Source organism: Pseudomonas baltica, assembly GCF_031880315.1.
Taxonomy (GTDB): domain Bacteria; phylum Pseudomonadota; class Gammaproteobacteria; order Pseudomonadales; family Pseudomonadaceae; genus Aquipseudomonas.
Window position 1 is genome coordinate 4,443,484 of the sequence record NZ_CP134771.1, and the last position, 15,058, is coordinate 4,458,541.

Annotated in this window: 13 protein-coding genes; 10 read left to right on the forward strand and 3 right to left on the reverse strand. The window is 60.6% G+C overall.

The genetic code is table 11. From position 1 onward, the window contains the following. Nucleotides 1-280: 280 nt before the first annotated feature. Nucleotides 281-763: an SsrA-binding protein SmpB gene (gene smpB, locus REH34_RS19925; protein WP_226507107.1), complete on the reverse strand. Its 483-nt coding sequence runs from the start codon at nucleotides 761-763 to the stop codon at nucleotides 281-283. 170 nt (nucleotides 764-933) lie between these two features. Here smpB and REH34_RS19930 point away from each other — a divergent pair, with 170 nt between their 5' ends. Together REH34_RS19930 and REH34_RS19935 are read left to right on the forward strand one after the other, a co-directional pair. Continuing rightward, on the forward strand, nucleotides 934-1,368 hold the full coding sequence (locus REH34_RS19930; RefSeq protein ID WP_311968941.1) for a type II toxin-antitoxin system RatA family toxin: 435 nt from the start codon (nucleotides 934-936) through the stop codon (nucleotides 1,366-1,368). Further along, nucleotides 1,331-1,678 carry an RnfH family protein gene (locus REH34_RS19935; protein WP_311968942.1) on the forward strand — a complete coding sequence of 116 codons (348 nt, stop codon included), beginning with the start codon at nucleotides 1,331-1,333 and terminating at the stop codon, nucleotides 1,676-1,678. Before REH34_RS19930 ends, REH34_RS19935 begins: the two co-directional genes overlap by 38 nt. 87 nt (nucleotides 1,679-1,765) lie before the next feature. Here REH34_RS19935 and REH34_RS19940 read toward each other — a convergent pair whose 3' ends face one another. Beyond that, nucleotides 1,766-2,293: an outer membrane protein assembly factor BamE gene (locus tag REH34_RS19940; protein ID WP_226507104.1), complete on the reverse strand. Its 528-nt coding sequence runs from the start codon at nucleotides 2,291-2,293 to the stop codon at nucleotides 1,766-1,768. A 98-nt stretch (nucleotides 2,294-2,391) separates the two neighbouring features. Here REH34_RS19940 and fur point away from each other — a divergent pair, with 98 nt between their 5' ends. Further along, on the forward strand, nucleotides 2,392-2,799 hold the full coding sequence (gene fur / locus REH34_RS19945) for a ferric iron uptake transcriptional regulator (RefSeq protein WP_311972123.1): 408 nt from the start codon (nucleotides 2,392-2,394) through the stop codon (nucleotides 2,797-2,799). Between the two features lie 174 nt (nucleotides 2,800-2,973). On the opposite strand, the gene recN is transcribed toward fur, so the two are convergent. Next, complete coding sequence (recN, locus tag REH34_RS19950; protein WP_311968943.1) at nucleotides 2,974-4,647, reverse strand: DNA repair protein RecN; 1,674 nt, start codon at nucleotides 4,645-4,647, stop codon at nucleotides 2,974-2,976. A 237-nt stretch (nucleotides 4,648-4,884) separates the two neighbouring features. Between recN and grpE the strand changes: the two genes are divergently transcribed. From grpE to greA, 7 genes are all read left to right on the forward strand, one after another. After that, complete coding sequence (gene grpE, locus REH34_RS19955) at nucleotides 4,885-5,448, forward strand: nucleotide exchange factor GrpE (protein WP_226507102.1); 564 nt, start codon at nucleotides 4,885-4,887, stop codon at nucleotides 5,446-5,448. A 128-nt stretch (nucleotides 5,449-5,576) separates the two neighbouring features. Beyond that, nucleotides 5,577-7,499 carry a molecular chaperone DnaK gene (gene dnaK / locus REH34_RS19960; protein ID WP_311968944.1) on the forward strand — a complete coding sequence of 641 codons (1,923 nt, stop codon included), beginning with the start codon at nucleotides 5,577-5,579 and terminating at the stop codon, nucleotides 7,497-7,499. Nucleotides 7,500-7,692: 193 nt separating this feature from the next. After that, entirely contained in the window at nucleotides 7,693-8,823 is a 1,131-nt protein-coding gene (gene dnaJ / locus REH34_RS19965) for a molecular chaperone DnaJ (RefSeq protein WP_226507100.1), read from the forward strand. Between the two features lie 97 nt (nucleotides 8,824-8,920). Continuing rightward, nucleotides 8,921-9,727: a 4-hydroxy-tetrahydrodipicolinate reductase gene (gene dapB, locus REH34_RS19970; RefSeq protein WP_226507099.1), complete on the forward strand. Its 807-nt coding sequence runs from the start codon at nucleotides 8,921-8,923 to the stop codon at nucleotides 9,725-9,727. A 299-nt stretch (nucleotides 9,728-10,026) separates the two neighbouring features. Then, the gene (gene carA, locus REH34_RS19975; RefSeq protein ID WP_226507098.1) at nucleotides 10,027-11,163 is read left to right on the forward strand and encodes a glutamine-hydrolyzing carbamoyl-phosphate synthase small subunit; all 1,137 of its coding nucleotides are present in this window, start codon (nucleotides 10,027-10,029) and stop codon (nucleotides 11,161-11,163) included. 135 nt (nucleotides 11,164-11,298) lie between these two features. Then, the gene (gene carB, locus REH34_RS19980) at nucleotides 11,299-14,520 is read left to right on the forward strand and encodes a carbamoyl-phosphate synthase large subunit (RefSeq protein WP_311968945.1); all 3,222 of its coding nucleotides are present in this window, start codon (nucleotides 11,299-11,301) and stop codon (nucleotides 14,518-14,520) included. Next, on the forward strand, nucleotides 14,517-14,993 hold the full coding sequence (gene greA, locus REH34_RS19985; RefSeq protein WP_226507096.1) for a transcription elongation factor GreA: 477 nt from the start codon (nucleotides 14,517-14,519) through the stop codon (nucleotides 14,991-14,993). Before carB ends, greA begins: the two co-directional genes overlap by 4 nt. Nucleotides 14,994-15,058 lie beyond the last annotated feature (65 nt).

The following is a 15,058-nucleotide window of genomic DNA, read 5'->3' on the forward strand; positions in this document are numbered from 1 at the left end:
CAGGGTTGGATCATGGCTGGATAATTGGTAAGACCAATTATTCTGGGTGTGGGGCTAGATTAGAGGGGGTTGGCGGGGGATGTCAATTTTGGGGGAGTGAGGCGCGGGGAGGGGGTTTCAACGCAGGGATCGGTAGGGATCGGACAGGCGTCTTCGCGGGCAAGCCTTGCTCCCACGAAGTGTACAGTTACAGCACTGTACGGCTGTGGGAGCAAGGCTTGCCCGCGAAGGGGCCGGTATGGCCTATGGACAAAGAGCTATCGCGCAGAGCCGCGTGGACTCAGTCGTCCTTGCCCTTCGTCCGCACGGCGCGTTGCAGCTCGCGGTCGGAGTCGCGTTCGCGCTCGGTGTGGCGCTTGTCGTATTCCTTCTTGCCCTTGCCTAGCGCGATTTCGCACTTGATCAGGTGCTTGCTCCAATACAGCGACAGCGCAACGCAGGCGTAGCCCTTTTGCTGCACCGCAGTGTTGAGGCGATCGAGCTCTTTTTTGTTGAGCAGCAGCTTGCGCGTGCGTACCGGGTCGGCAATCACGTGAGTGCTGGCGGTGGACAAGGGCGAGAAGTGGCTGCCGAGCAACCAGGCTTCGCCGTCCTTGAGCAGCACGTAGCTGTCCACCAACTGGGCTTTGCCTGCACGCAGGCTTTTCACTTCCCAGCCGGCGAGGACCATACCGGCCTCGAACCTGTGCTCGATGAAGTAATCGTGTCGCGCTTTTTTGTTTTGCGCGATTGTCCCTTCCGGGTGTTTCTTTTGTTTGGCCATAGGGCGGGCATTATAGGGAGTCCGCGCGTCGTCGGCTACCGGGATGCTGCATGCTTGAGCGAGTGAGATTAATACCGGACAATACCGCCATGAACATTTTCTCGCAGCGCTCGATGGCGCCCCCGGCATTCTCCCTGATCTGCCGCTCAGCTTTTGGAAGTGACGCCTGAATGACTACCCATATCCAACGCTCCGCCTTGCTCCCTTACCCAGCCCAGGCGCTCTATGATCTGGTCAACGACGTGGCGCGCTATCCCGAGTTCTTGCCGTGGTGCTCGACAACCAAGGTGCGTGAGAGCACCGACGTCTTGATGGTTGCCAGCCTCGAGGTAGCCAAGGGCGGCCTCAGTCAGCATTTGGTCACGCGTAATACCCTGACGCCAGGCCAGCAGATTGAAATGAATCTGGAAGAAGGCCCCTTTACCCAGCTGCATGGGCTTTGGGTGTTCAAACCCTTGGGCGAGAAGGCCTGCAAGATCAGCCTCGACCTGTCGTTCGACTACGCCGGGCCGATCGTTCGTGCCACCTTGGGGCCGCTGTTCAATCAGGCAGCCAACACGTTGGTGGATGCATTCTGTCAGCGTGCCAAGCAGCTGCACGGCTGAACCGGCATTGATCCGCGTTGAAGTGGTGTATGCCGATGTCGATCGCCAGGTGCTGCTGGCGGTGGAGGTTGCGCCGGGCACCACGATGCATCAGGCGGTGACGCTGTCGGGGATGGCCGAACAGTTTGCCTCGGTCGTGCTGCTGGAGTGCCCGATGGGGATTTTCGGTCGACGTATCGAAAAGCCTGCTGAGCATGTGCTGGAAGACGGCGACCGCATCGAGATCTATCGGCCGCTGATTGCCGACCCTATGGAGGTGCGGCGGATGCGCGCAGCCAAGACGGCCAGGCCGAGCAAGAAGCGCGGCTGATCCCTCGCAATGAACAAAAATCTTCATGAATGAAAAATTTCATGCATAAAAAAACCGGCTCGCGAGCCGGCTTTTTTTATGGCGATATTACTGTGGCGAGGATTCGATCGGTTGCGGTGTCGGTACAGCCTGTACCTTCACGCCGTCGACGTCGCGCTGGATCTTGTCCAGGGTCGAGCCCGGGGTAGCAGGCGCTTCTGGCTTGCCAGGCTGCGCCGCCGGGGCGCCTGGGCTGACAGTGGTGCCACTGTCCTGGCCGAGGATCGCCTGATCCTTGCTCACGCCCGGCATGAAATCGCCCGACAGGCCGGCCAATTGGTCGGTGCCGTTGAATAGAATACTGATGCGCTCTTGCTGGCGTTCACCGCCCCCGGGTTGCAGGCTGTACAGATAATCCCAACGATTGGGATGAAATGTGTCGACCAGCAGGGGGTTGCCCATGATAAACCTTACTTGACGTCGGGTCATTCCTGGCCGCAACTGGTCTATCATGTCCTGCGTGACGACATTGCCCTGCTGGATGTCGATTTTGTAAACCCCGGGGAACGAACAACCGGCGAGTGCGAGCAGTCCCACGAAGGTGAGGCTGGTTAGCAAGTGCTTGGTGTTTTGCATCGGTGGGCGACTTCCACTATCTTGGCTGGGACAACGTAAACCCCGATCATACCCGCATTAAGAGAAGCTGCGAAGCAGCATCGGCGAGAAAGCTGACCATGGTAGAAAATAACGAACTACGTAAAGCCGGCCTGAAGGTTACCCTGCCTCGGGTCAAAATCCTGCAAATGCTGGAGAATTCTCCGCAGCGCCACATGAGTGCCGAGGATGTCTACAAGGCATTGATGGAAGTTGGCGAGGATGTCGGGCTGGCCACGGTTTACCGTGTGCTGACTCAGTTCGAGTCTGCTGGGTTGGTGATGCGCCACAACTTTGATGGCGGTCATGCCGTGTTCGAAGCTGTCAGCGATCGAGAGCATCACGACCATATGGTATGCGTCGATTCGGGCGAGGTTCTTGAATTCAAGAGCACCGAAATCGAGGAGCTGCAGGAGCGTATCGCCACGGAACATGGTTACGAGCTGGTTGACCACAACCTGGTGTTGTACGTCCGCAAGAAGAAGTGAGTGGGCCCGCGGTTGCGGGGCTACACATGAAACAAAGGCGACCCTAGGGTCGCCTTTGTGCTTTGAGTGCTAGGGGGAATTTAGGCTGGGGCAGATTACGACTCAAGTCCTGCCAACTCGGTGGGAGCAAGGGGGCGCGTTCGCGGCGAAAAGGCCGGTGCAGTCACCCGCAGATCAGGACTTCGCAGTAACCACCATCTTTTTGGCATGCGCCAAGGATTCCTTGGTCAGGTCGATGCCACCCAGCATGCGCGCCACTTCTTCGACCCGTTCGTTCTTGTTGAGGCTCGACACCGCAGTGCGGGTCTCATCGCTGCCGCGCACCTTGTGCACGAATAGATGGTGATGCCCTTGCGCCGCCACCTGCGGCAAGTGCGTCACGGTCAGCACTTGCCCGCGCTCACCCAGGCGGCGCAGCAATTGCCCGACGATCTCGGCGGTCGGGCCGCCGATACCCACGTCCACTTCGTCGAACACCAGCGTCGGCACGCGGGAGGTTTGCGCGGTGATCACCTGAATCGCCAAGCTGATCCGTGACAGCTCGCCACCTGAGGCGACCTTGGCCAGCGCTTTGAGCGGCAATCCGGGGTTGGCGCTGACCATCAACTCGACCTGCTCCAGCCCGTGGGGCTGCATGCCGTTGCTGCCGTGGGGGCGCAGCTCGATGCTGAATCGCCCGCCCGGCATGCCGAGGCGCTGGATTTCCGCCTCCACCGCAGTGGCCAGGCTGTGCGCCGCCTGTTGGCGCAACTCGCTCAGCTCTCGGGCTTTCTCCTGGTAGTGGCGGGCGTAGGCTGCCAACTCTTCCCCCAAGCGCTCGACGGACTCATCGTTGGCGTTCAGCGTTTCGATTTCGTCCAGCAGCGTCTGGTGCATGTGCGCCAGTTCAGCCGGCTGAATGCGGTGCTTGCGCGCCAAGGTATAGATAGTGTCGAGACGCTCGTCGATGTATTGCAGGCGCGCTGGGTCGGCGTCGAAGTTATCGAGAAAACGATTGAGCTCGCCGACGGCTTCTTCTACCTGGATCTGCGCGCTGGAAATCATGCCAGCGGCTTCGCCCAAGGCGTGGGGCGGATTGTTGGTGGCACCGAGCCGATTGAGGCTCGCGGTCAAGGCGCCGAGCACGTTGCCTGAATCGTTCTCGCTGCACAGGTCGATTACCTGGCGGCAGATGCCGAACAGCGCCTCGGCGTTGGTGAGGTTTTTCTGCTCGGATTCCAGCTCGTCCAGCTCGTGCTCGCCCAGTGCAAGGTTTTCCAGCTCCTCGAGTTGGTAGCTGAGCAATTGATGACGCGCCCGTTGCTCGTCGCCGGAATTGCGCAGGTGCTCAATCTCCTGGTGCGTTTGCCGCCAGCGTTGCGCGGCCATCTGCACCTGGCGCGACAGATCGCCAGCGCCGGCATATTCATCCAGCAGGCGGCGATGGGTGTCGGTTTTGAGCAGCGACTGGTGTTCGTGCTGGCTATGGATGTCGATCAGCAGTTCGCCCAGCGCCTTGAGGTCGCCCAGCGGGCAGGGCGTGCCGTTGATGTAGCCTCGCGAGCGGCCCTCGGCGGTGATGACCCGGCGCAGGATGCACGGCCCGGCGGAATCGAGATCGCGTTCGGCGAGCCACGCGCTGGCCTCGGGAATATCGGCCAGATCGAAGGAGGCGAGGATGTCCGCCTTGTCGGCACCGGGGCGCACCACGCCGGGCTCGGCACGATCGCCCAGGGTCAGCCCCAAGGCATCGAGCATGATCGATTTGCCAGCACCGGTTTCGCCAGTGATGACGCTCATGCCGCGCGCGAGTTCGAGGTCGAGGTGTTCGACGATGGCGTAGTTGTGTACGGACAGGTGCACCAACATAAAGGCAGCTCCCAGGCTCAATGTCTGGTTATTTATACAGTGGTTCGGGTTGGGCTGACAATGCCCCCGCTTAGGTCTATTTGCGAGCGAAGCCAGGTTTTTTATCGCGATTGTGCGATCCCACCGTACGGCGCCTTATCTGCTGCAGCCCCTTGAAGCGTGATTTTACGACCCCATATACCCGGTCAGAAGCGCGACAACAGCTCGCCCACGACATTGATTGACAGGAGAATTTGCATGGCTGACGAACAGACTCTGGATGACCTGAACCCGGAAGCGAATCACGCGGACGGCGGTAGCGACGATCACGCTGCGCGTATCAAGACCCTGGAAGAACAACTGGCTGGGGCTCAGGATAACGCCCTGCGCGTCGCCGCCGACGTGCAGAACATTCGTCGTCGTGCCGAGCAAGATGTCGAAAAGGCCCACAAATTCGCCCTCGAGAAGTTCGCCAGCGACCTGCTGCCGATCATCGACAGCCTCGAGCGCGGCCTGGACCTGTCCAACCCTGAAGACGTCAACATCCGCCCGATGCGCGAAGGCATCGAGCTGACCCTGAAGATGTTCCAGGACACCCTCAAGCGCTACAACCTTGAGGCTCTCGATCCGCACGGCGAACCCTTCAGCGCCGAGCTGCACCAGGCCATGGCCATGCAGGAGAGCGCAGACGTCGAGCCCAACAGCGTGCTCAAGGTGTTCCAGAAGGGTTACAGCCTCAATGGCCGCCTGCTGCGTCCGGCCATGGTCGTGGTCAGCAAGGCGCCGTCCGCGCCGCAGCCGTCGATCGACGAAAAGGCCTGATGGAATTTCTGTCGGCAGCCTTGAAAAGCGCCAACAGGCCCCCATTTTAGAGTCAAGCGTTTAAGTGCTACCGCAGATGGCCACAACCTCTGGGGCAACCAAATCAAGCAAGTTCGGAGAGTAAAGACATGGGCAAGATTATCGGTATCGACCTGGGGACCACCAACTCCTGCGTCTCGATTCTGGAAAACGGCAAGGTCAAAGTGATCGAGAACGCTGAAGGCGCTCGCACTACCCCGTCGATCATCGCTTACGCCAACGACGGCGAAATCCTGGTCGGCCAGTCCGCCAAGCGTCAGGCAGTCACTAACCCGCACAACACGCTGTACGCGGTGAAGCGTCTGATCGGCCGTCGTTTCGACGAAGAAGTCGTACAGAAAGACATCCAGATGGTCCCTTACAAGATCGTCAAGGCTGACAGCACCGGCGATGCCTGGGTTGAAGTGAACGGCCAGAAAATGGCACCGCCACAGATCTCGGCTGAAATCCTCAAGAAGATGAAGAAGACCGCCGAAGACTACCTCGGTGAAGCCGTCACCGAAGCGGTCATCACCGTACCGGCCTACTTCAACGACAGCCAGCGCCAGGCCACCAAAGACGCCGGCCGTATCGCTGGTCTGGACGTCAAGCGCATCATCAACGAGCCTACCGCTGCCGCACTGGCCTACGGTATGGACAAGGCCAAGGGTGACCACACTGTCATCGTTTATGACCTGGGTGGCGGTACCTTCGACGTGTCGGTCATCGAAATCGCTGAAGTCGATGGCGAGCACCAGTTCGAAGTGTTGGCCACCAACGGCGACACGTTCCTGGGGGGTGAAGACTTCGACATCCGCCTGATCGACTACCTCGTCGACGAGTTCAAGAAAGAAAGCGGCATGAACCTCAAAGGTGACCCGCTGGCCATGCAGCGTCTTAAAGAAGCCGCTGAAAAAGCCAAGATCGAGCTGTCCTCGAGCCAGTCGACCGACGTCAACCTGCCGTACATCACTGCAGATGCCACCGGTCCAAAGCACTTGAACGTGAAGATCTCCCGCTCCAAGCTGGAAGCTCTGGTTGAAGACCTGGTTCAGCGCACCATCGAGCCTTGCCGTATCGCATTGAAAGATGCCGGTATCGACGTTGGCTCGATCAACGACGTGATCCTGGTCGGCGGTCAGACTCGCATGCCGCTGGTACAAAAACTGGTCACTGACTTCTTTGGTAAAGAAGCCCGTAAAGACGTCAACCCCGACGAAGCCGTCGCCATGGGTGCTGCCATCCAGGGCGCCGTATTGGCCGGCGACGTCAAAGACGTGCTGCTGCTGGACGTCAGCCCGCTGACTCTGGGTATCGAAACCATGGGCGGCGTGATGACCGCGCTGATCGAGAAAAACACCACGATTCCTACCAAGAAGTCGCAAGTGTTCTCGACGGCCGATGACAACCAGAGCGCCGTGACCATTCACGTGCTGCAAGGTGAGCGCAAGCAAGCCGGTCAGAACAAGTCCTTGGGCAAGTTCGACCTGGCCGAGATTCCACCGGCTCCACGTGGCGTGCCGCAAATCGAAGTGACCTTCGACATCGACGCCAACGGCATCCTGCACGTAGGTGCCAAGGACAAGGCCACTGGCAAGACTCAGTCGATCGTGATCAAGGCCAACTCCGGTCTGTCTGACGAAGAAATTCAACAGATGATCCGTGACGCCGAAGCCAACTCGGAAGAGGACCGCAAGTTCGAAGAGCTGGCCGCTGCCCGTAACCAGGGTGATGCACTGGTGCACTCGACTCGCAAGATGATCGCCGATGCTGGTGACAAGGTCACCGCTGAAGAGAAGACCGCTATCGAGTCTGCATTGGTTGCACTGGAAGTCGCCGTCAAGGGTGACGACAAGGCTGCCATCGAAGCCAAGGTCGAAGAGCTGTCCAAGGTCTCCGCACCCGTGGCGCAGAAAATGTACGCTGACCAGGCCGAACAGCCTCAAGGCGGTGCACAGCCTGCCGGCGATAAAGCCGAGAAGCCCGATGACGTCGTCGACGCTGAGTTCGAAGAAGTCAAAGACCACAAGTAAGCAGTACGCTTGTTGGTCGGCCAGTTGACTGTGCTTGTGCAGTCGCTGGTAGGATGTCGCCGCGCGGGGGCTTGCTCCCGCGTTGGCGTGTCTGGAATCCACGAATTTTTTACAGCATGCGACATGATCGGATGTTGGCCGCACGGCCTGCTGCGCTCTTGCGTGCTGGCTCTCAAAAAGAGTGCAAAGACTTATGGCTAAGCGTGACTATTACGAAGTGCTGGGGGTGGAGCGAGGCTCCAGCGAGGCAGACCTGAAAAAGGCCTATCGCCGCCTTGCAATGAAGCATCACCCGGACCGTAATCCGGATGACAAAGAGTCGGAAGAGAAATTCAAGGAGGCCAACGAGGCCTACGAAGTACTCTCCGATGCCAGCAAGCGTGCTGCCTACGACCAGTACGGTCATGCCGGCGTCGACCCGCAGATGGGTGGCGGCGGCGGTCCCGGTTTTGGCGGGCAGAATTTCTCTGACATCTTTGGTGATGTCTTCAGCGATTTCTTCGGTGGTGGCCAGGGTCGCGGCGGTCGTGGTGGCGCTCAGCGCGGCAGCGATCTGCGTTACACCCTCGAGCTCGACCTTGAAGAAGCCGTGCGCGGTACGACGGTCAATATCCGTGTGCCGACGTTGGTCAACTGCAAGCCGTGCGACGGCAGCGGCGCCAAGAAAGGCTCGGCGCCGATCACCTGCCCGACCTGTGCCGGTATCGGCCAGGTGCGCATGCAGCAGGGCTTCTTCTCGGTGCAGCAGACCTGCCCGCGTTGCCACGGTCAGGGCAAGATCATTTCCGATCCGTGCGATTCGTGCCACGGTGCGGGTCGCGTCGAAGAATCCAAGACGCTTTCCGTCAAAGTGCCGCCAGGTGTCGATACCGGTGATCGCATTCGTCTGTCCGGCGAAGGCGAGGCGGGCGCGCAGGGTGGTCCGACGGGCGACCTGTATGTGGTGATCAGCGTGCGCGAGCATGCGATCTTCCAGCGCGACGGCAAGCATCTGTTCTGTGAAGTGCCTATCAGCATCACCGATGCAGCGCTGGGCGCCGAGCTCGAAGTGCCGACGCTGGATGGCCGCATCAAGTTGAAGATCCCCGAAGGGACTCAGACCGGCAAGCAGTTCCGTCTGCGCGGCAAGGGCGTTGCTCCGGTGCGCGGTGGCGGCGCGGGCGACCTGATGTGCCGCGTAGCGGTCGAGACGCCGGTCAATCTGGGTCGTCGTCAGCGCGAGCTGCTGGAAGAGTTCCGTGCTTCGCTTGAGGGCGACACCTCCCATTCGCCCAAGGCCAATGGCTGGTTCGAAGGCGTGAAGCGCTTCTTCGGCGATCTGTAATCGATCCATAGGCTGAGGGCCTCTTCGCGGGCAGGGCCTGCTCCCACAGATGTGTGCGAGCGGGCTCTGCCCGTGAAGCTTTCAAAGGAATACGGGTATGCGACGTATAGCGGTAATGGGCGCCGCCGGGCGCATGGGCAAGAATCTCATCGAGGCAGTGCAGCAGCGTGCACCGCTGACGGGGCTGACCGCCGCCATCGTGCGTCCGGGCAGTACGTTGCTGGGTGCCGACGCTGGTGAACTGGCTTCCCTGGGGCGTATCGGCGTGCAATTGGTCGGCAGCCTGGCGCCGGTGGTCGATGAATTCGATGTGTTGATCGACTTCACCCTGCCGGATGTGATGCTCAACAACCTGGCGTTCTGCCGCAAGGCCGGCAAGGCCATGGTCATCGGTACCACGGGGCTCTCGGCGGAGCAGAAGCGGCACTTGGTCGAGGCGGGCAAGGACATCCCGATCGTCTTCGCTTCCAACTTCAGCGTCGGCGTGAACCTGTCGTTCAAGCTGCTGGAGATGGCTGCGCGGGTGATGGGTGAAGAGGCTGATATCGAGATCATCGAGGCGCATCACCGCCACAAGGTCGATGCCCCGTCAGGTACGGCGGTGAGCATGGGCGAGGTGATCGCCAAGGCGCTGGATCGTGATCTGAGCAAGGTCGCGGTGTATGGCCGTCAAGGTCATACCGGTGCCCGCGAGCGCGAAACCATCGGCTTCGCCACTGTGCGCGGTGGGGATGTGGTGGGCGATCATACGGTGCTGTTCGCCGCTGAAGGCGAGCGCGTCGAGATCACTCACAAGGCGTCGAGCCGCATGACCTTCGCCAAGGGTGCCGTTCGTGCAGCGCTGTGGCTGGATGGCAAGGCGCCGGGTCTGTATGATATGCAGGATGTGCTGGATCTGCATTGATCCCGCTAGTTTCGCGGGCAGAGTCCGCTTCCACAGGGTAATACCTTCCTCGTGGGAGCGAGTTCAGCTCGCGAAGCCCCCCAGAAACACCGCTGCGACCCCCTGTGTCGCATTCTCCGCGCAATCAGGCGCAATAGCGGTGGACCAAAAAAGCCTTTTTCTGTAAGCTACAGCTTTAGTGTGTCCACTAAAAGCGCGCAGATAATTTCGACGAGAAAGCGGGGTGACGTGTCTATACGTCATTCCGCTTTTTTGCAACCTGCGATCGCCCTTTCAGGCTTTATTTACGGGAGGTCTTCTTGACTACGCCAGCCATACTCGCCCTTGCTGATGGCAGCATTTTTCGCGGTGACGCCATTGGAGCCGACGGTCAGACCGTTGGCGAGGTGGTGTTCAACACCGCAATGACAGGCTATCAGGAAATCCTTACCGATCCTTCCTATGCCCAGCAGATCGTTACCCTGACTTACCCGCACATCGGCAACACCGGGACCAATCCGGGCGACGCCGAGTCCGACCGTGTCTGGTCCGCCGGCCTGGTCATCCGTGATCTGCCGCTGGTTGCCAGCAACTGGCGCAACACGATGTCGCTGTCGGACTACCTGAAGGCCAACAATGTGGTGGCCATCGCCGGTATCGACACCCGCCGCCTGACCCGCATCCTGCGTGAGAAAGGCGCTCAGAACGGCTGCATCATGGCCGGCGACAACATCAGCGAAGAAGCCGCTATCGCTGCCGCACGCGGCTTCCCGGGCCTCAAGGGCATGGACCTGGCCAAGGTCGTCAGCGTCAAGGAAAGCTACGAGTGGCGTTCCACGGTCTGGGATCTGGCTACCAACGAGCACGCCGAGATCCCGGCCAGCGAGCTGCCTTACCACGTGGTCGCGTTCGACTACGGCGTCAAGGTCAACATCCTGCGCATGCTGGTCGAGCGCGGTTGCCGCGTCACCGTGGTGCCAGCGCAAACCCCGGCCAGCGACGTACTGGCACTCAACCCGGATGGCGTGTTCCTGTCCAACGGTCCGGGCGATCCCGAGCCTTGCGACTACGCTATCAAGGCGATCAAGGAAGTGCTCGAAACCGACATTCCGGTGTTCGGTATCTGCCTGGGCCACCAACTGCTGGCCCTGGCCGCTGGCGCCAAGACCGTCAAGATGGGTCACGGGCACCACGGTGCCAACCACCCGGTCCAGGACCTGGATACCGGCGTGGTCATGATCACCAGCCAGAACCACGGTTTTGCGGTCGATGAGGCCACCCTGCCGAGTAACGTGCGCGCCATCCACAAGTCGCTGTTCGACGGTACCCTGCAGGGTATCGAGCTGACCGACAAGAGCGCCTTCAGCTTCCAGGGTCACCCTGAAGCGAGCCCGGGCCCTAACGATGTGGCGCCGTTGTTCGACCGCTTCGTCGATGCCATGGCCAAGCGTCGCTAAGGCCTGGATTCGAAAAGCCCACGCGCGTACGAGTGGCAGCCCCGGCGACGGTGGTAGCCACCCACGCCAACGAATGATGTCAAGCCGGCCATCCCCCGGGATCGCCGACTGAATTGCGGACTTGAGTGACAACCCATGCCAAAACGTACAGACATAAAAAGCATCCTGATTCTCGGTGCCGGCCCTATCGTCATCGGTCAGGCCTGTGAATTCGACTACTCCGGCGCCCAGGCCTGCAAAGCCCTGCGCGAGGAGGGTTACCGCGTCATCCTGGTGAACTCCAACCCAGCCACCATCATGACCGACCCAGACATGGCCGATGCCACGTACATCGAGCCGATCAAGTGGCAGACTGTGGCCAAGATCATCGAGGCCGAGCGCCCTGACGCCCTGCTGCCGACCATGGGTGGCCAGACCGCACTCAACTGCGCCCTGGACTTGGAGCGCGAAGGCGTCCTGGAAAAATTCGGCGTCGAAATGATCGGAGCCAACGCCGACACCATCGACAAGGCCGAAGACCGCTCGCGTTTCGACAAGGCCATGAAGTCCATCGGCCTGGCCTGCCCGCGCTCCGGTATCGCCCACACCATGGAAGAAGCCAACGCAGTCCTCGAGACGCTGGGCTTCCCGTGCATCATCCGTCCGTCCTTCACCATGGGCGGCACCGGTGGCGGTATCGCTTACAACCGTGAAGAGTTCGAAGAAATCTGCGCCCGTGGTCTGGACCTGTCGCCGACCAAGGAACTGCTGATCGACGAATCGCTGATCGGCTGGAAAGAGTACGAGATGGAAGTGGTCCGCGACACAAAGGACAACTGCATCATCGTCTGCTCGATCGAGAACTTCGACCCGATGGGCGTCCACACCGGTGACTCGATCACCGTTGCCCCGGCACAGACCCTGACCGACAAGGAATACCAGATCCTGCGCAATGCCTCGCTGGCGGTACTGCGCGAGATCGGCGTCGAAACCGGTGGTTCCAACGTGCAGTTTGGTATCTGCCCGGATACTGGCCGCATGGTCGTGATCGAGATGAACCCGCGGGTATCGCGTTCCTCGGCGCTGGCGTCCAAGGCGACCGGCTTCCCGATTGCCAAGGTCGCGGCCAAGCTGGCGGTCGGTTACACCCTCGACGAACTGCAGAACGACATCACCGGCGGCAAGACCCCGGCGTCCTTCGAGCCGTCCATCGACTACGTGGTCACCAAGCTGCCACGCTTCGCATTCGAGAAATTCCCGAAAGCCGATGCCCGCCTGACCACTCAGATGAAATCCGTGGGTGAAGTCATGGCCATCGGCCGGACCTTCCAGGAGTCCCTGCAGAAAGCCCTGCGCGGCCTGGAAGTGGGCGTGTGCGGCCTTGATCCGAAAGTCGAGCCGAGCAACCCGGAATTCCACAGCATCCTCAAGCGCGAGCTGACCGTGCCGGGTGCCGAGCGTATCTGGTACGTGGCCGATGCCTTCCGCGCCGGCATGACCTGCGACGAAATCTTCAAGCTGACCATGATCGACCACTGGTTCCTGGTACAGATCGAAGACCTGATCAAGGACGAAGAAAAGGTCAAGACCCTGGGTCTGGCCGATATCGACAAGGACCTGATGCTGCGCCTCAAGCGCAAAGGCTTCAGCGACCAGCGCCTGGCCAAGCTGCTGGGCATTACCGACAAGAACCTGCGCCGTCATCGCCACAAGCTGGAGATTTTCCCGGTCTACAAGCGCGTCGATACCTGCGCCGCCGAGTTCGCCACCGACACTGCCTACCTGTACTCCACGTACGAGGAAGAGTGCGAGGCCAACCCGTCGACCCGCGACAAGATCATGATCCTTGGTGGCGGTCCGAACCGTATCGGCCAAGGCATCGAGTTCGACTACTGCTGCGTGCACGCGGCCCTGGCGCTGCGTGAAGACGGGTACGAGACCATCATGGTCAACTGCAACCCGGAAACCGTCTCCACCGACTACGACACCTCGGATCGCCTGTACTTCGAGCCGTTGACGCTTGAAGACGTGCTCGAAATCGTGCGGGTCGAGAAGCCCAAAGGCGTGATCGTCCAGTACGGCGGCCAGACCCCGCTGAAACTGGCTCGCGCCCTGGAAGAAGCCGGCGTACCGATCATCGGCACCAGCCCTGACTCCATCGACCGTGCTGAAGACCGCGAGCGCTTTCAGCAAATGGTGCAGCGCCTGAACCTGCTGCAGCCGCCGAACGCCACCGTGCGCAGCGAAGAAGAAGCCATCCGCGCCGCCGGCGTGATCGGCTACCCGCTGGTAGTGCGTCCGTCCTACGTCCTGGGCGGCCGCGCCATGGAGATCGTCTACGAACTGGACGAACTCAAGCGCTACCTGCGTGACGCTGTACAGGTGTCGAACGACAGCCCGGTGCTGCTCGACCACTTCCTCAACTGCGCCATCGAAATGGACGTGGATGCGGTGTGCGACGGCACCGACGTGGTCATCGGCGCGATCATGCAGCACATCGAACAGGCTGGCGTTCACTCCGGTGACTCCGCGTGTTCGCTGCCGCCGTACTCGCTGCCTGCCCACGTGCAGGACGAAGTGCGCGATCAGGTCAAGAAGATGGCCCTGGAGCTGGGCGTCATCGGTCTGATGAACGTGCAGCTGGCCCTGCAGGGCGACAAGATCTACGTGATCGAAGTCAACCCGCGCGCCTCCCGTACCGTGCCGTTCGTGTCCAAGTGCATCGGCACCTCGCTGGCGATGATCGCGGCGCGGGTCATGGCGGGCAAAACGCTGAAGGAAATCGGCTTCACCAAGGAAATCATTCCTAACTTCTATAGCGTCAAGGAAGCGGTGTTCCCGTTCGCCAAGTTCCCGGGCGTCGATCCGATCCTCGGCCCAGAGATGAAATCCACCGGTGAAGTCATGGGTGTCGGTGACACCTTCGGCGAAGCCTTCGCCAAGGCCCAGATGGGCGCCAGCGAAGTGCTGCCGACCGGCGGCACCGCGTTCATCAGCGTGCGTGACGACGACAAGCCACTCGTGGCTGGCGTCGCTCGCGACTTGATCGCCCTGGGCTTCGAAGTGGTCGCGACCGCTGGCACTGCCCGCGTGATCGAGGAAGCCGGCCTCAAAGTGCGCCGTGTGAACAAAGTCACCGAAGGTCGCCCGCACGTGGTCGACATGATCAAGAACGACGAAGTCACCTTGATCATCAACACCACCGAAGGCCGTCAGTCGATCGCTGATTCCTACTCCATCCGTCGCAACGCTCTGCAGCACAAGATCTATTGCACCACTACGATCGCTGCGGGCGAAGCTATCTGCGAAGCGCTGAAATTCGGTCCGGAAAAGACCGTTCGCCGCTTGCAGGATCTGCATGCAGGGCTCAAGGCATGATCAAATACCCCATGACTGTCCAGGGTGCTCGCGCCCTGGAAGAAGAACACGCGCACCTGACCAAGGTAGTGCGCCCCAAGCTCAGCCAGGACATCGGTACTGCGCGCGAGCTGGGGGACCTGAAGGAAAACGCCGAATACCACGCTGCCCGCGAGCAGCAGGGTATGGTCGAGGCGCGCATCCGGGATATCGAAGGCCGCATGCAGAATGCGGTAATCATCGATGTCACCACGATCGAGCCCACCGGCAAGGTGATTTTCGGCACGACGGTGGAGATCGCCAACGTCGAAACCGACGAATCAGTGACCTATCACATCGTTGGGGAAGATGAAGCCGACTTCAAACTCGGCAAGATTTCCGTGGGTTCGCCCATTGCTCGCGCCTTGATTGCCAAGGAAGAGGGCGACGTGGTGGCGGTGAAAACGCCGAGCGGCGTCGTCGAGTACGAGATCGTCAGCGTCAAGCACATCTGACGGGGTGAACCCTTCGCGGGCAAGCCTTGCTCCTACACGGTGGGAGCAGGGCTTGCCCGCGAAGC